16 protein-coding genes are annotated in these 14,890 nt (G+C 64.6%); 5 read left to right on the top strand and 11 right to left on the bottom strand.

What is annotated here, in order from left to right; genetic code table 11:
* Nucleotides 1-26 precede the first annotated feature (26 nt).
* From ACQPYS_RS22720 to ACQPYS_RS22710, 3 genes are all read right to left on the bottom strand, one after another.
* A complete protein-coding gene (locus ACQPYS_RS22720; RefSeq protein ID WP_433490762.1) occupies nucleotides 27-326 on the bottom strand; it encodes a hypothetical protein in 300 nt (99 codons plus the stop codon).
* 465 nt (nucleotides 327-791) lie between these two features.
* Entirely contained in the window at nucleotides 792-1,913 is a 1,122-nt protein-coding gene (locus tag ACQPYS_RS22715) for an XRE family transcriptional regulator (protein WP_433490761.1), read from the bottom strand.
* Nucleotides 1,906-2,688, bottom strand: coding sequence for a hypothetical protein (locus ACQPYS_RS22710; protein ID WP_433490760.1), 783 nt, complete (start codon nucleotides 2,686-2,688; stop codon nucleotides 1,906-1,908). Before ACQPYS_RS22710 ends, ACQPYS_RS22715 begins: the two co-directional genes overlap by 8 nt.
* 781 nt (nucleotides 2,689-3,469) lie before the next feature.
* Between ACQPYS_RS22710 and ACQPYS_RS22705 the strand changes: the two genes are divergently transcribed.
* Together ACQPYS_RS22705 and ACQPYS_RS22700 are read left to right on the top strand one after the other, a co-directional pair.
* Nucleotides 3,470-3,928: a helix-turn-helix domain-containing protein gene (locus ACQPYS_RS22705; RefSeq protein ID WP_218020809.1), complete on the top strand. Its 459-nt coding sequence runs from the start codon at nucleotides 3,470-3,472 to the stop codon at nucleotides 3,926-3,928.
* A 63-nt stretch (nucleotides 3,929-3,991) separates the two neighbouring features.
* On the top strand, nucleotides 3,992-4,966 hold the full coding sequence (locus tag ACQPYS_RS22700) for a DUF3039 domain-containing protein (RefSeq protein WP_433490759.1): 975 nt from the start codon (nucleotides 3,992-3,994) through the stop codon (nucleotides 4,964-4,966).
* Nucleotides 4,967-5,065: 99 nt separating this feature from the next.
* Here ACQPYS_RS22700 and ACQPYS_RS22695 read toward each other — a convergent pair whose 3' ends face one another.
* From ACQPYS_RS22695 to ACQPYS_RS22670, 6 genes are all read right to left on the bottom strand, one after another.
* Nucleotides 5,066-5,659 (bottom strand): hypothetical protein, encoded by a 594-nt coding sequence (locus ACQPYS_RS22695; RefSeq protein WP_433490758.1) that lies wholly within the window; start codon nucleotides 5,657-5,659, stop codon nucleotides 5,066-5,068.
* Between the two features lie 538 nt (nucleotides 5,660-6,197).
* Nucleotides 6,198-7,352, bottom strand: a complete 1,155-nt coding sequence (locus tag ACQPYS_RS22690) for an NERD domain-containing protein (RefSeq protein ID WP_433490757.1) — start codon at nucleotides 7,350-7,352, stop codon at nucleotides 6,198-6,200.
* 137 nt (nucleotides 7,353-7,489) lie between these two features.
* Nucleotides 7,490-7,681 (bottom strand): DUF397 domain-containing protein, encoded by a 192-nt coding sequence (locus ACQPYS_RS22685; protein WP_280458882.1) that lies wholly within the window; start codon nucleotides 7,679-7,681, stop codon nucleotides 7,490-7,492.
* On the bottom strand, nucleotides 7,678-8,544 hold the full coding sequence (locus ACQPYS_RS22680; RefSeq protein WP_433490756.1) for a helix-turn-helix domain-containing protein: 867 nt from the start codon (nucleotides 8,542-8,544) through the stop codon (nucleotides 7,678-7,680). The genes ACQPYS_RS22685 and ACQPYS_RS22680 overlap by 4 nt, the downstream gene beginning before the upstream one ends.
* A gap of 23 nt (nucleotides 8,545-8,567) precedes the next feature.
* The gene (locus ACQPYS_RS22675) at nucleotides 8,568-9,041 is read right to left on the bottom strand and encodes an NUDIX domain-containing protein (RefSeq protein ID WP_433490755.1); all 474 of its coding nucleotides are present in this window, start codon (nucleotides 9,039-9,041) and stop codon (nucleotides 8,568-8,570) included.
* Nucleotides 9,025-9,789 carry a hypothetical protein gene (locus tag ACQPYS_RS22670; protein WP_433490754.1) on the bottom strand — a complete coding sequence of 255 codons (765 nt, stop codon included), beginning with the start codon at nucleotides 9,787-9,789 and terminating at the stop codon, nucleotides 9,025-9,027. The genes ACQPYS_RS22675 and ACQPYS_RS22670 overlap by 17 nt, the downstream gene beginning before the upstream one ends.
* Nucleotides 9,790-9,991: 202 nt before the next feature.
* On the opposite strand from ACQPYS_RS22670, the gene ACQPYS_RS22665 reads away from it, so the two are divergent.
* Together ACQPYS_RS22665 and ACQPYS_RS22660 are read left to right on the top strand one after the other, a co-directional pair.
* On the top strand, nucleotides 9,992-10,255 hold the full coding sequence (locus ACQPYS_RS22665; protein ID WP_433490753.1) for a hypothetical protein: 264 nt from the start codon (nucleotides 9,992-9,994) through the stop codon (nucleotides 10,253-10,255).
* A gap of 163 nt (nucleotides 10,256-10,418) precedes the next feature.
* The gene (locus tag ACQPYS_RS22660) at nucleotides 10,419-11,219 is read left to right on the top strand and encodes an aminoglycoside phosphotransferase family protein (protein WP_433490752.1); all 801 of its coding nucleotides are present in this window, start codon (nucleotides 10,419-10,421) and stop codon (nucleotides 11,217-11,219) included.
* 259 nt (nucleotides 11,220-11,478) lie between these two features.
* On the opposite strand, the gene ACQPYS_RS22655 is transcribed toward ACQPYS_RS22660, so the two are convergent.
* Nucleotides 11,479-11,673: a hypothetical protein gene (locus tag ACQPYS_RS22655; RefSeq protein WP_433490751.1), complete on the bottom strand. Its 195-nt coding sequence runs from the start codon at nucleotides 11,671-11,673 to the stop codon at nucleotides 11,479-11,481.
* Between the two features lie 55 nt (nucleotides 11,674-11,728).
* On the opposite strand from ACQPYS_RS22655, the gene ACQPYS_RS22650 reads away from it, so the two are divergent.
* Nucleotides 11,729-13,201 carry an AAA family ATPase gene (locus ACQPYS_RS22650; protein WP_433490750.1) on the top strand — a complete coding sequence of 491 codons (1,473 nt, stop codon included), beginning with the start codon at nucleotides 11,729-11,731 and terminating at the stop codon, nucleotides 13,199-13,201.
* 10 nt (nucleotides 13,202-13,211) lie between these two features.
* On the opposite strand, the gene ACQPYS_RS22645 is transcribed toward ACQPYS_RS22650, so the two are convergent.
* Nucleotides 13,212-14,714, bottom strand: coding sequence for a plasmid pRiA4b ORF-3 family protein (locus ACQPYS_RS22645; RefSeq protein WP_433490749.1), 1,503 nt, complete (start codon nucleotides 14,712-14,714; stop codon nucleotides 13,212-13,214).
* Between the last annotated feature and the right edge of the window lie 176 nt (nucleotides 14,715-14,890).

Raw genomic sequence — 14,890 nt, 5'->3', positions numbered from 1 at the left:
GCCGGTGGGCGTCGACTCCGGTGCGGTTACCGGAAGGGCCAGGACAGGAAATTGTGCGCGATCACCGCCATCCAGAGCAGACCGCTGATGAGGGCCAACAGCTGTAGGGTTTTCTTCCATCCCCAGTGCTCGCTGCTGAACCTCGTGAAGAAGCGGTCTACGACGTCGATCCAGGTATCGGGTTTATCGGTGATCCGGACATGCGCGAGACATGTGGCGGTCCGGCATCGGGGACAGGGCTCGGTATCGCTGTGCGACGCGTCAGACCCTCCGGTCGGCGCCGACGTTGCCGGGAAGTTGGTCGCCGGATCTGGTTCTACGGACATAACGCCTCACTGGGTGGGGTCTCGGATTCGATGCCGCCGACTCTATAGCAACGCATCAACTCAGTCGTAATGTCAGTTGTCAGTATTTGCACTAGACCTGTTTGTGAAATCTGGACCAAATCACCCCGGCAGCCGACTATAACTGCAGGTAAAGAGCCCCTTTGGTAGCTTGTGTGGAAGGTCTTCGTACCCGCGTCGGTGGCATGCGCAGTGATACTGCTCGATTAGCCCGATTGGCGGTCGACGCTACCCGAGATTGCAGGAAATCGGCCGGTTGGTCGTCGCGCGGGAGTACGGTAAGCCATTCGTACGCTGACCCGAAGCGGACTCCGAAGCTCAGGGTTCCCCGGCCTGTGCCCGGCGCTCGAGTGCGGGCTGGACTTGGCTGTGGTCAGGGATTCCCAGTCCGGACGGGCACTTCGATACCTTCGGTTTCCCGCTATCCGAAGGCATCCGGGCCGACCGCTATTCGCTACCGACGAGGCGCAGGACTGGCCGCTGATCGGCCTCGCCGAGTAGGTCGCGGACTTGGCCCGGGCTGATCCTGAGAGCTTCGGCGAGGGCGGGGATACCAGCGCCGTGGTTTCCTGCGAGCTCCGCGGCCTTCTTCAGAAGCGTCGGTACCTCTCCCGGGTACGCGCTCGATGGGTCGGCATGCGGGTCGTTGACCATTGTGAGGCGCTGGTAGGCCCGCCGGGCCGACGACTCGGTGGTGCGCCCGCGCTCGACCATCCTGCGAACCAGTGAATGCGGCGAGACACCCCACGTCCTGCCCAGCCGATCGAGGGCAGCCAAGTCGAGGCGCTGCGGGAGGACAGCATCCATCGAGGCCGCCGGGGTGAGGAACGCAGCGGCGAACTCGTCGGCCTCCTTCTCGATGGTCGCGCCGTGCTCACCGGGGCCGGGGTGCAGCAGGAGATGGCCGATTTCATGCGCGATCGAGAACCGATGCTTGAACACGTTCTCGGTCCGCCGTGGCGTTGTCACGATGATGGGCCGGTCCACGAGCAGGACCGAGAAGGCGTCCACCGCGTCGATCTCACCGAGTGGGCGCACCGCCACGACGATGCCGCGGGACTCGGCCGTAGCAACCAAGTGCTTGACCGGGCCATCTGGCAGACTCCAGTGTCGGCGAAGGAGCTCAGCGGCCTCCGCCGGTGCAGTGCCGGGCCGGACCGCGGGAAGGTCCGCTGCGGGGAGCTTGACGTGCCGCTCCAACGCGAACGTCAGTTCCCACACGAGCGTCGCCGTGGCCAGTGCTTTCTGGCGGTCGCTCACGCGCGCCGACCGCAAGCTTCGGAAGTGCGCGTTCACGGCGTCGATGCGGACCAGAGGGCGTCCGATAGAGAAAAAGCTCGGACGAACCTCCAGAACCTTCGCCAGGAGTTCGAGCACGTCGGGACGGGGCGCGTTGACTCCGGCCTCGTACTGGCCGATCGCGGCGGCCGACACGCCTACCTGGCCGGCCAAGTCCGACTTGGTTATCGAGCGGAAGACACGGGCCTGGGTCAGCCGCGCGGGCTCGAAGCGGCCGTGCATCTGCCCTGAGCCGGCCGGGGCGAACAGGCTCGGGGTGTCGTCACCCATTCGGATCCGTTTCCTCCTGTTCGCGCGGTTCGACGACGGGGCTGACCGGAGTGCCGCTATCGAACGATTCGACGTCGGATGCCACATCGGCACTGACGAGCTCCGGTTCCCAGATGCACTCCTGGCCGCTCAGCTGGACGTTATCAGCGTCGTCCAGCACGGCGACTGCCCACTCGATCGACTGCAAGTGACGGGGAGTCGACCAGACCATGACGAGTACGACCGGCATCGTATCGTGAACGGTCTCGTATATGGCCTCGGTCTCGCTCGTCGCGGGACTGTCCTCAGCCGATTCGACCGCGTCAGCGAAACGGGGCTCGAACAGCATCGGTGGAGGCGGCTCGGCGGCGAAGCCGGCCTTGCGTGTCGGACTCGCGGCGAACTTGCTCACCGCATTCGGGTTGTCCGGGACGCGCCAGACGTAAACCAGGCAGCCGTTGACAACCGGGATCTTGTGACCCCCCGGAGTCAGCTTGTACGACTGGAAGCCGATCTTCGTCGCCGCTTCGTGGAAGTCCTCCAACAGGTCTCGCCACTGAGTACTGAATCCGAGCGTGTACCGCGACCCTGAGATCTGGTGCCCCTCGGCAAACCGATCGTGCCTGGACCGCACGACTTCGACGAGCAGGGAACGGATGCCGGGAGCGTGGGGGCCGAGAGCGTCGACTGGTGAGGAAACCATCGTGGACCTCCTGAATCCACGTCCGGAGCCACGGATTCGGTCTGGACGCGACTTCATTATCTCACGCCAATCGCGCGCATCTGCTTCAGTCATCTGATCCAGGGTGCGTTGCCCTTGCGTGACCAGGCGGGTCCGGTCGACGGCAATCCTTGCTGGACCATGGATGTCGTGGAGGTCCTCGATATGCCGACCCTCCGAACGCAGATGGTGGCGGCGTCGGGATGGTGGTGGGTGCGCTATTCGTGGAGGAAGTGGTGGGCTGCGGTGTGGGAGGCGGCGTAGTCGAGGCGGAGGTCGTGGAGGTGGATGCTGAGGTGGAGGTCGGGCTCCTCGGGGCGGGGCGGGGCGGGGCGAGGTCATGGGCGTGGTCCGTGGGTGGGGGGGTGGGGGGCAGCCAGCCGGTGCAGGCGGTGCGGGCGCGGACGGTGTGGCCGGAGGGGCGGAACGGGTTGCGGGGCAGGTGTATCCAGCGGCGGAAGTGTTCGTCGATATCGGCGGGGAGGGGAGGACGACGATAGTGGCGCAGGGGCGGGTGGGGCAGATGTCGTGGCGGAACATCTCGGCGAACAGGGCGGTGTCGTCGGGGAGGTCGGCGCGGATGAGGAAGGCCCAGCGGCCGGTGCGCGGATGAGTGAGGACGGGTGCGGTGCATCCGATGGCGCCGCGGCGGTGGCTGTGCTGGATGTCGGTGTGGACGGCGCGGCCGTACAGCAGCCCCTGGGCCGGCTCCGGACGGTTCAGGTTCATCGCCATCGCTCCTGGATGTCGGCGAGTGCCGGTGTTCGAGTTCACCGCGGCAGGGTTGTTGCTGATCATTTTGCGTTGACGCTGTACTCCGAGCCGCGTAGTGTCATTTGTGACATCTGTATCGTCTGTGACATCAGATCAGGCCGAACTGAAGGATGAGGAGGTCGCCGTGGCTGCCGGGATACGCGAGGTTAGCGCGACGGGTGCCCCGGCTGAACAGCTGGCCGCCCTGCAATCGTTGATCGATACCCTCGGTCCCTCTGAACTGCGAGAAGCGCTTCGTATGGTTACCGACAGTGTCGCGTCGGGCGATGGGGTGAACGTCGCAGTGTTCGGTGACACTGCAACCTGCACGCCCGCCGACGCGGCGACGCGGCTCGGCATGAGTCGCACCCACCTCTACAAGCTGCTCGACAAAGGAGTCCTGCCCTATCACAACGTCGGCCGCGACCGCCGCCTCTACGTGAAGGACGTCTTCGATTTCGCGGCTGCTCGCGATCGTGACCGCCACGAGCTCGCCGAACGTTTTGCACGTATGGACCAGGACAACAATGCCGCGCTCGAAGAACTGATGGATGAACTGTAGAACGCACAAAGGTTGCGGGGCACTGGGTTTACGCGGTGCCCCGCAGCTGTGCAAAATGGCGTGATGGAACACAACCGGCGAGCGCGACCCACCGTCCGATTGCTGGCCGAAGACCTGCACGCCAACTGGGAAGACCCTCATTACGCGCGTGCGATCGCCGACGGCCGATGGGACACGATCCAGCCTCTCGGCGAGCTACCGCACCCGCTACTGCGGAAAGCTGCAGCGATGTACGGCCCCGATCCCCGGCAGGATCCGGCGCCCCGTCTGATCGGTTGTTCGGGTGATCTGCGACTCCAAGAACTCCGTAATGCCCAATGGCGAGCAGGTATCTGGACCGATCCCGCAACCGGCGTCCGCTGGGTGGTGACCGCCGGACTGGCCAAGGGCGACCACCAGGATGACGACGACTTCTACAAACTCCTCGAGCGGCAGGTCGCAAGGCCGGATCGAGGGTCGTCCTTGCTGCCCACTTCACAGGACTTCACCCTGCTGAAGCGAGAGACTGCCGCCTGGGCACTCACGAGGTGGCACCTCGATATCCAGAATCGTATTGCCGCGGCATTGCGCGGGATTCGGTCGACACGGACAGTGGTAGTCGAACTCCCTCAGACCCCGTCCAGACAACCCTCCAGGATCGGACGGGTCGAGATCGAGTTCGACAATATTCCCGACGACGGAACTCCGCGTGAGGAATTCACGCTCACCTTCGAACTGGAGTCGGCGCACGAGGCGAGCAGGTGGGGTTGGCTCGCGATGGAGCGTGTTCTGATTTCCGTCGCACCACCCGTACAGGATTGGGATCGATATCGGAACCACGCCTGGGTTATCTGCGAGGTCGGCCACCTCGATCGACAAGGCTGGTGCATCGACGCCGCGGTGGGGCACTACACGCATTCGGCCCATATCGCCGAGGCCAGCGTGAACGGTACAGCAATCCGGGCGATGTGCGGGGTCGTTTTTGTTCCGATGCGCGATCCCGACCAGCTGCCGGTATGCCCGCGCTGTGCGGAGCAATTCGCGACTCTTCCGAGTTGATCTCGACGGAGCAGAGACCGCGGCGGTAGTCGGACATTTTCGGCGCGGCAGCATCGGGAAACCGGTCGCGAACTGGCGTGAGCCCGACGGGCCGGCCACCTATAAGCCGATTTGAATAGTCCCTGGACCGTTCACCAAGGTTTCCAATTGACTGAGGGCTTGGCCTGCCAGGAAGGAAATGATCAGGAATCCCCCGAACCACGATAGCGTCTGATTGCACGCCAGCTTCCACCATGAGGGTCCGGTCGCCGGCACCTCGCCGGCAGCGACACGCCATATTCCCCACCGCGCGACCATCCAGGCCGCGATGAAAGCAAATGTCGCTGCGAAGTTCAGCAGGGAATGAGCGTGATGGCCGCGCCATACGGCAGCGCCCACCAGAACCAGTCCGGAAAGGGCCAGCGCCAGGACCAACCTGGTCGCCTGAATGACCTGTGCCAACTGCTCATTGACTGCTGTGCGGGCCGATGGGCCGGCTGGCCCCCGCCAGATCGCACGTAGATCGAGGGCGCCGGCCGCCTGGAGTTGATCGCGCAGCTTCCTGAGATCATCTCGGCGAAATGACCACCAGTCGCGCCAGAATTTCGCGACAGCCCGGGGCGGACGGGCGAATCCTCGATGGTACAGCAAAGACCTGGTTTGCGATTCGTCACGAACGAAGCCCTTCCCGCGAATGTCATCTCGCTCGACCAACGAGCCATTTCGCTTCGTTTGCCAACGCAACCGGCCGTCTACGGCCTCCCCTCCGCTGCGCTGCTGCCCAGGTCTGTGCTGGTAGCAGCGTCGCCATTCGCCCCGTACCGAACGCCGGCAGGGGACCCCGTCGCGGGTGCCGGTGTAGTCGCATGTCACCCGCCACACCCGACCTCGCGACCACCACACCATAGTGGCGAGTACCGCCATGAAGACAGGGAAAATGCAGGCGATCGTAATCGGCCAGGGAACCCCCATGGGCTCACTTTGTCGAGGAAGTTGGCGAACAGTTCGAGCAGTCGTACCAGGTGATTGAAGACCTCGCCCATGCATCGAGGCTACCGAGCGCGTGATCGACGCCGCATCGCATTCGTCCGATTGCTAGTGGCCAAATGCCCATGCACACAATGAGTTTCGACCGGCTGATGCTGGCTGAGGGTTTGCTCCACCGCGGTATATGACTGATTGGCGGCGGCTGTCGGTCAATACCGTGCGGCCTGAACCGGTTCTCGGGGCGACAGCTGTTCAGGCCGACAGATCATTTGGTACTCGCTACCCTTGTTCGCTCTGCGAGGGCGGATCGTGCACGGGACGTGTCGGACATGCGGGCGGTGAGGGTGGCGTGGGCGAGACCTTTGGGAAGGGTGGCCGAGAACTTCAAACCCTGAAGCGCACTGCTGTCGACCTCGGGCTGCGGGCCGCCGCCGACGGACCGCAGCCTGGACAGGCCCGCCCGGATATCCGCGACCGTTAGGTCAGGGTGGAGACGTAGCGATTCGGCGCCGATCCGCTGCCGGGTCGGTACCAGGTCGGTTGCCCAGGCTGCCAGCGTGCGATTCACTTTGCTGCCGGCCCAGGTCCACCAGTGCCAATCCTCCCGCCGATTGCGGACGATCAGGAATGCCCCGTCCGCGACGTGTTCGGCGCGGACCAGCCGCTGGTCGGCGAGGGGCGCCGCGGCCCGTTTCGTCAGGGTGACTCCGGTGGGGAGGGCGCCGAGTAGAACGTCTCTGACACCGCGGGTGATCGCGAACGAGGCGCCGTCCGGGACCGAACTCCATTTTGCGCGGCCCGGGATGTCGGTGGTTTCGACGTAGACCTGGCGGCGTTTCCAGTCGATATGGGTGACTTGCCAGGATCGGCCGGCGAGCAGCAAGATTCGTGGGCCTTCGATGGGGTCGGTGAGGACGGTGGTGCCGACGGTGCCGATTTCCTGGCGTCCGGCGAATACCGTGAACTCCGGGGCGGCGGTGAAGACGGCGAGTAGATCCATGAAATGGCGCCGTCCGAAGTGTTTCTCGGCTTCGGGTCCGAGTCCGAACTCTTGGGCGACCTTACGTGCCTCCTCATCGATACGGGTGGCGAGTCGCTGCGCCTTGCGGCGGGTGAGTAGGAGGGGTGAGCGCTGTGTGCGGCGCTTGTTACGGCCGGGAATGGTGCGCACCCAGTTCGCTTCCGTGCCCTGCAGCACACCGGTGTAATGCTTGAGTTCGATCAGGTGCAGGCGCCGGCGGCCGAGCACCAGGGCATCGATCTCATGCCACTGGCCGTGGTTGTCCATGAACTCGAAGTTGGTCCACGCGCGATACGGCGGCGCGTCCGGAACGATGTTCCGCAGCATCGCCAAACCCTCGGCTTCGTGCGGGAATGCCGACTTGGAGACCTCGATCCACCGCTCGTCACTTCGTGCCACGTCACCACCTACCGCTCGGTCCCCCGCGGCCGTCTGCGGGTCGCGTGCATAGGTGGTCGACATTACCAACGGCCAGACATCACCACCTAAAGATCGTCACGCGCGGTGCGGGGCGCCGACGATGATCGGTGAGCCGGTCAGCTGCGCTTGGTGGATGTCACGAACGCATCCCACTCGACCGGGGTGAACACGAGTGCCGGCCCGCTGGCATCCTTGGAGTCCCGCACACCGACCATGTTGCCGTCGAGGTGCGCTACCTCTACGCAATCCTTCGAGCCGGTGCTCCGACTGCTCTTGAACCACTTTGCCCCGGTTAGCGCAACCTTCATGCTGAATACTCCTCGGCCGTGCTCGCGATGAGAACTCGACTGCGCTCATCGTCCAACGCGCGCCGGTTGATCTCGGCGCACACCTCACGATACTGGGCCACTTCCGTTTCCTTCTCGAGATACAGGTCCCCCGTGAAACCCTGGACGTAGACAACCGGCGGCATGCTGAGGTCGGCTTTCGGGTGTCTCGGGAACTCCAGGAGGACGAACGTACCGGCGATCAGCCCGAGATAAGGGCCGGTAGACGCGGGAACCACTCGGATCGACACATTCGGCATCTCGCCCACCGTGACGAGCTGCCGCATCTGATCAGCCATCACCGCCGGGCCGCCGACGACCCGGCGCAGCACCGCCTCGTCCAGTAGTACATCGAATCGGATGGGTCGGTCGCCCGAAGTGAGCCGGTCCTGGCGTCGCATGCCCACGGAGAGCATCCGGTCGACGTCGGCGGACGGCATGTTCGGGAATTCTGACCAGATCAAATTGCGCTTGTAGTCGGGAGTATGGAGCAGGCCCGGCAAGAACGTTGTCTGGAAAGAGATTTCATGAACAGCGGCATCCTCGAGGCTGACGAAGGAGCTGAAATCCTTCGGGATGCTGTCGTTGAACGCATGCCACCACCCTTTGGTTCTTGTCTCCTCCACCAGACTGAGCAGCATCCCGGTCCGTTCGGGCGGGGCATTGTAGAGATGGCAAAGTCGTTCGAGTAGTACGGGATTGAGTCGCACCGGTTGGCCCGTTTCCATCCGCCACAGCGTCGATTTCGCGACCGCGATGGTGGCGGCCGCAGCCTCCATCGTTACCCCGGCCTGTACTCGGAGCTGTTCGTACGCCGGCCGATGGGATCTGCGGTAGGAGAGCATCGCCACCACTCTGCTCGACGACGTCAGCCGAGATGCGGCTCAGACCTCTGGTCGGCGTGATGCCGTAGCCGGAGCCGCACCGTCTCGTGTACCGGGAGCGTTTGCAGCTGCGCTGGAGTCAGGAACGCAACTTCGGTCGATTCCGCGCTGACCCTGATGGCGCCCCCCGTGGCCCGCCCGTAGAACGTGATGTTGAATTCTTGCCTGACCTCGCCGTCCGCGTAGGCCATTACATGGTCAGGATCGGTGTATATCCCCAGGAGACCGGTTATTTCGATATCGAGGCCGGTCTCTTCTTTCGTTTCCCGGATCACGCACTGTTCCAGTGTCTCGCCGATCTCCATGGTCCCACCGGGAAACGACCAGTTCCCCGAGTCGCTGCGGCGTTGCATCAGAATCGCGCCGTTGTCGTCGACTATCAGGGCCGAGCCTCCGGGAACCAGGCTGTTCGCCTCGGGCGCTTCCGGATCTCGGTAGTAGTCACGCCGTGATGCCATCGGGGCCTACCTCTTGCAGGTACGGGGTCACTGCTCCCCAGATCTGTTCGGTTTGGTCTTCGAACGAGGCGAACATACCGTGAGGAGACAGCCTGCGCAGATGGAGCGCTGGGTGCTGGTATCCACGGGCCCGGACCAGGTACGGGGTCACGATCATCTGGTCGTCGAACCGGAACACCGAGTTGTACAGGTGCGTGGTGTGCAAGCCGATCCGGCATCCCGGCGCTGTGGCGAGCGGGCCGAGCATACTCAGCGCATTCCGGATGCGGCCGGGTAGCGTCCCCTGCATCTGCTCGAGCGCATCGCGTTCCGCGACGTGCGGACAATCCGGATCTGCGAACGCTAGTCGGACGGTGGCACCGTCGCGGCACTTGCCGGCGATCAGGTCGGAGGCATCCGGCATCAACTCGAGTACGAACCGATAGGCGTATCCGATGATGTCTATCCGCTGAGTCGCGCTCGTCAGCAGGGAGATCCAGACGTCGTTCGGGATATCGGCACGGTGCGCGTAAGCGGCTATGACCTCGGCTGTAGCAGGTGCTCCCACACTGAGGTCCGGCCGAGTTTGCGGCCACAGGGTGGACTCGGATTCGTGCAGCACACGGGCAACGTCGGCCCTCGTCCGCTTGTGCGGCACCCGCCCGGCCAACCACCGATTCACGGTCTTGGCGTCGACGCCGACCGCGGCGGCGAGTGTGGCCGAATCAATCTGTGCCCGAAGCATTGCCGATTCGAGGCGCTGGCTCATGCCCGAACCATACCGGGACATTCAAATGGTTTGAAGTGTCCGGAGAAACGTCCCGGACGTAGTTCAGGTGTCCGGCCAGTGTCCATACGTTGATTCGCGACCCCGTGGTGTGTGTCGGCGCCGCGTCACGGGGAGTCTGCCAACGATATGAACCGAAGGGGAAACGATGCGGCCGGCCGCGTTCGGATGGGTGGATGACGATGTGAGCACCGCGCCCGAATGGGACCGGGCGCAGATTCGGCGATTGGCCGACCGTCTCGGCTATCGGATCATATGGCCCGATGTGTGTTCGGTGCTTTCGGTCGTGGACCAGGTGCGGCACGCGGGGGTCGACGTGGTGATACTGCCCGCGCCGGATCACCTCGGCGCGCTCGAACTGAACCGGGTGATGGACGTGGCCGACGTGGAGACGGTCCTACCCCGGTTGTCGTTCGCACGGTGGTACGCGGCCGGGACTGCGCGGTGACAATGCTCGGCTTGGCGGTGGCGGTCGGGCTGCCGGTCGCAGTGATCGTGTGGTCGGTGTTCTGGCCGGTGAACCGCCCGTAGCGCAGCCACTGAAGCCTCCCGACACCAGCACGGCATCTAGCGCTTGCCTGCCGCAGTCAAGGGGGTACCCCAAGGTGACAGTGCCTCTCGTTCCCGAACGGCTCGGAATGGCGATCATCTTTCTCCGAGGTGAAGACGACGGCCGGGTGTGGCTCGACGCGCTGCCCGAACGGATCGCGAGATATGCCGACCGATGGGGTCTGCGGTGGGAAAGCATCGCCGATAGCGGAGCCATGTCGTGCTGCGTGTATTCGAGCACCGAAGACGGAGCGGCTACGGTACTGAAAATTCCCGTCGACCAGGAATCCGGGGCCACCGAGACGGCGATGCTCAATCGCTGGTCGGCTTCGGGTGCGACACCGGAAATTCTGCACTTCGACCAAGAGTCGGGCGTCTTCCTGATGTCTCGCATCGTGCCGGGTGAGATTGCCTGGCCCGTGCACGGCGCCGGTGATTCGGCGCAGTTCGGTGAGCTGCTGAGCAGGCTCAACGCTCCCGGGTTGCCCGAACCGCCGAAGCTCAAGGACCTAGCCGATATAGCGTGGATGCGGATCGGTTGGGCGCGCGAGCGTTTCGCGGACGAGCGCTATGCCGACGCCATGGAACGTTTCGGTGCTGCAACTCATCTTGCAAAGGCAGAGAAGCTGCTGGAGGTACTGCTCAGCACTACTACTGAGCGTCATGTGCTCCATGCGGACCTGCAGGCGAAGAACATCCTGCAAGGCCCGGGTAGGTGGTACACGATCGATCCACTCGGCGCGGTCGGGGATATCAATACCGAGGCGGGCTTATGGGTTGCGATCCAAGACGGGCCGGAGTCGATTCCGGAGCGGCTGAGCGAGCTTTGCGCGCATCCCATGCTCGATGAAAACAGGCTCTAAGCCTGGACATACGTGCTGGCTGTCGCCGAGTATCGCTCCTACCTCCCGGCGTCCGGCGATCGGATCGAGGCATTCGTCCAGGCGGTGGATCCCGCGGAGCTGACAAATCGTGTACAGCCGGCTCGGTGAAACCCGCGGTTTCGGTGCCGACGAGCCGACTCACCTATGTGAATTCTGATCGACCGGTGGGCCTGGGTTCGTCGAGGAATCGTTTCAGATCGCGGATCGCTTCGTGGAAGGTCTCGCGGCTACCCGCAGTTCAGTTCAGGCCGCGATTGCTGCAGTGTGCGATGCTGCGGCCGGGGGAAAGTGCAACGCCGACCGCCCCACAGTGCTGATCGACGAGGTGCGGGCCGCGCAGTGGAGAAGCAGATTGGATCCCGGCGCCGCCGAGCAAATCAGCAGGTGGTGTGAGGCGGGTGAGATCCTGCTGCAGCGACGCGAGCTGATCCACGACAGTCCAGACTATTATAACTCCACCTATAATAGATCGAGTTATAATAGATCTCATGCTGAAGCCCGAGACCATGTTCGATCGCGAGCACGAGTGGTCGGAGCTGACCCGATTTGCCACCTACCCTGGGCCGCAGCCCGCGCTGGGTATCGTTTCGGGGCGTCGCCGGCAAGGAAAGACCTTCCTCCTCGACGCGGTATGCGAGGCAACCGGCGGGTTCTACTTCGCGGCCACCGAGGCGACCGAGCCCGAGTCGCTGCACCAGCTCGGTAGCGCTCTGGCGCGGTATCTCGGCGAGCCGGTGCCGCGCCGGTTCGCCGGATGGCCGGAGGCAATCGAGACAATCATGACCCTGGGCGCTGGTGACCGGCCCCTGACGGTGGTCCTCGACGAGTTTCCTTACCTGGCCAAGGCGTCACCCGAGCTGCCGTCGTTGGTCCAGCGCGCATTCGATCCGGCCGGTCGGCGCCACGCCGGGGCCATACGGCTGTTGCTGTGCGGTTCGGCTCAGTCGTTCATGAGCAAACTGCTCGTCGGGAGTGCCCCGTTGCGGGGACGCGCCAGCCTGGAGCTTGTCGTGCCGACCCTCGACTACCGGCTGGCGCGGGAGTTCTGGGAGATCGACGACCTGTCGCTGGCGTTCCTGGTAAACGCCGTGGTGGGGGGTACGCCGGCTTACCGGCGCGAATACACGCTCGGTGACACTCCCGCCGACCGCGAGGATTTCGGCCCGTGGGTGGTTCGCAATGTGCTGAACTCGTCGAGGCCGCTGTTCCGGGAATCGCGGTTCCTGCTGGCGGAAGAGCCCGAACTCCGGGAAAGCGCGCTCTATCACGGTGTTCTCGCGGCGATTGCCGAGGGCAACAACACCCGGGGCGGGATTGCGAGCTTCCTCGCCCGCAAGTCCACCGATCTCGGGCACCCGCTTACCGTCCTGGAAGACGTCGGCATGATCGCGCGTGAACAGGATGCCTTCCACGCCCGCCGATCCACGTACCGGATCACCGAGCCGCTGCTGACCTTCTATTACGCGATCATGCGCTCGGAATGGAGCGACCTCGAGCGCCCGGGGCACGCGACAGAGGTGTGGGAGCGCTCCGGGCCCACCTTCACAAGTCAAGTACTCGGTCCACATTTCGAGCAGTTGTCGCGTACGTGGTGCCGGTGGTATGCGGCCCCGAACGCCGTGGGAGGCCGGCGCACCCATGTGCTTTCCGGAGTTCTGCCCGACCCCGCGGGTAAGACCGGCCATCAGTTGGACGTCGTAGTGTTCGGGCGGGACGCCGGTGGTGCGGAACGGATCCTCGCGATCGGTGAGGCGAAGAACCATGCGGTCGTCGGGGAGAAACAGGTCAACCGGCTCGACCGGATCCGGGATCTGCTGGTACAGCGCGATCCCCGCGCGTCGCGGCAGACCAAATTGCTGCTCTTCACCGGATACGACTTCACCCCCGAACTGCGCGCCGTGGCCGATTCCCGCGACGATGTGGAACTGGTCGACCTCGAGCGGCTGTATCGGGGCGACTGACACCTGACGACTACAGCAACCGGGCCAGAACCGCCCGGGCGAACGGTTCGGTGGCCAGGCTCGCGTCGGGGGAGCGCAGGCCGGTCGGTTCCAGGACATATCTGATATCGCGGAGGAGTTCGATCACCGAATGCGCCGTCACCGGGGAACCGTCGCTGTGGCACCAGCCCATATTGTCGAGGATCTCGGCGACGGCGGACTCGGCGTCGCCGGCCGCGAGCGTCAGGAAGTAGAGAATGCCGGTGTCGTGGCGGGCCTTTCCCTTCAGCATCGCCGGGATCCGTTCCGCGAGAAACATCCACAGCTGGATCGGGTCGCCATCGATCGCCCGCGCTTTGGCGGTCAGGTTGAGCCGTCCGCGATACTTGCGCAGCAAGCCGACCTGTTGCGCCGCCTGCCGCAGGTTCGCGATCGGCGGGGTGAGATCCTCGCGATTCCCTTTCCCGATCCACCGTTCGCCCAGGTCGAGGTCGGTAAAAAGCGTGGCCACCGTGGTGGGTGGCAGATAGCCGGCCGACGTGAGGGCGACGCCGTCGGGCCCGATCTGGTCCAGCAGACATGCGTAAGGCCGGACGGCTCGAGCTGCCGTGCCGGCATCGACGGTGGCGGGCCGGTCCAGCGCGGCGTCGGTGATCAGCGCCCGCAGCTGCCGTTTGCCGCGGACCGTGCCGGTCGCCCGGAGTATCTCGGCGAGTGCGGGCGGGATCGCCTGCGCGTCATCGGCACCGGCGCTGCCGGTGCGCGAGCCGGTGCCGAGTTCTGCCAGCGCCGCATTGATCTCATCGAGATCGAATGGCACCGGGGCATAGGAGTCGAGGTCGAAATGCTCGCCGTACCACTCACGCACTTCGGCCAGGGCCTGCTGGTGTCGGCGATGGCCGGGATCGCAGGCCGCGGTGAACAACTCGTATCCCGGAATTCCGCCGCAGTCCTCCGCCGGGGAAGGCTGCCGGCCGGCCGTGCAGCGGGCCCGCGGCGCATCATCCGCCCGCGGCAGCACCGCCTCCAGCTTCAGCACGTGCATCCAGTCGTCGCCGAAGTCGTACCAGTACGACATCGCGTCACCGGCATCGACGAGCACCTCGTCGAGCCGCACCTGCTCCTCCGGTACGCCGGGATCGCCCTCTTCCACCTGGTATGGGCACAGATACAGTTCGGCGTCGTCCGCGAAATGATCGCCGGAACTGGCGAACTGATGCAGGTGGCAGTCGTACCAATGGAAGCTTGCCTGGATCACCTCGTGCAACTCGTCGAGGAACATATCCGAGGCCACTTCCACCCGCCGCCACGCGGGCGGCTTCGCATGCAGCAGGTCGATACGAATCCGGTAGGTCACCGGCGTCGAGCGCCGAAGCCGCCGTGCACTCGGCACGTCGCGGGGTGCCGCCGGTCCCGGCGCTCCGAGCTGCCCGGCGATATCGGCGACCAGTTCACCGAACAACCTGTTGACCGCCGCCGGTGGCATCGCGGCCGAGATCTCGTCGAGGTCGGGTGCGGGGTCGTTGTCGGTCATGGCCGACACCGTACGGAATTCCCGCGAAGCAGGCGCATCGGAGATCGGTATCCGGCACGTTGACAAGGCGCGGAACCGGAGCAGTGAAGTAGCTCCGTCACCGGCTGACGAGCGCCGAGACAGCAACGAATGACGTGCGTATCGGGCTACTCCGGCTGGACCAGTCGGTCGAGTAG

The organism is Nocardia grenadensis, from assembly GCF_050942415.1.
In the GTDB taxonomy this organism is placed as follows: domain Bacteria; phylum Actinomycetota; class Actinomycetes; order Mycobacteriales; family Mycobacteriaceae; genus Nocardia; species Nocardia grenadensis.
The sequence above is the reverse complement of the archived record's forward strand: the minus strand, read 5'-3'. Positions and strand labels throughout refer to the sequence as shown.

Bases quoted from the DNA above. Each gene is read 5' to 3' on its own strand.
- ACQPYS_RS22720 (WP_433490762.1), bottom strand. From the start codon at position 326: ATGTCCGTAGAACCAGATCCGGCGACCAACTTCCCGGCAACGTCGGCG.
- ACQPYS_RS22715 (WP_433490761.1), bottom strand. From the start codon at position 1,913: ATGGGTGACGACACCCCGAGCCTGTTCGCCCCGGCCGGCTCAGGGCAG.
- ACQPYS_RS22710 (WP_433490760.1), bottom strand. From the start codon at position 2,688: ATGACTGAAGCAGATGCGCGCGATTGGCGTGAGATAATGAAGTCGCGT.
- ACQPYS_RS22700 (WP_433490759.1), top strand. From the start codon at position 3,992: ATGGAACACAACCGGCGAGCGCGACCCACCGTCCGATTGCTGGCCGAA.
- ACQPYS_RS22685 (WP_280458882.1), bottom strand. From the start codon at position 7,681: ATGAAGGTTGCGCTAACCGGGGCAAAGTGGTTCAAGAGCAGTCGGAGC.
- ACQPYS_RS22680 (WP_433490756.1), bottom strand. From the start codon at position 8,544: ATGCTCTCCTACCGCAGATCCCATCGGCCGGCGTACGAACAGCTCCGA.
- ACQPYS_RS22675 (WP_433490755.1), bottom strand. From the start codon at position 9,041: ATGGCATCACGGCGTGACTACTACCGAGATCCGGAAGCGCCCGAGGCG.
- ACQPYS_RS22670 (WP_433490754.1), bottom strand. From the start codon at position 9,789: ATGAGCCAGCGCCTCGAATCGGCAATGCTTCGGGCACAGATTGATTCG.
- ACQPYS_RS22650 (WP_433490750.1), top strand. From the start codon at position 11,729: ATGCTGAAGCCCGAGACCATGTTCGATCGCGAGCACGAGTGGTCGGAG.
- ACQPYS_RS22645 (WP_433490749.1), bottom strand. From the start codon at position 14,714: ATGACCGACAACGACCCCGCACCCGACCTCGACGAGATCTCGGCCGCG.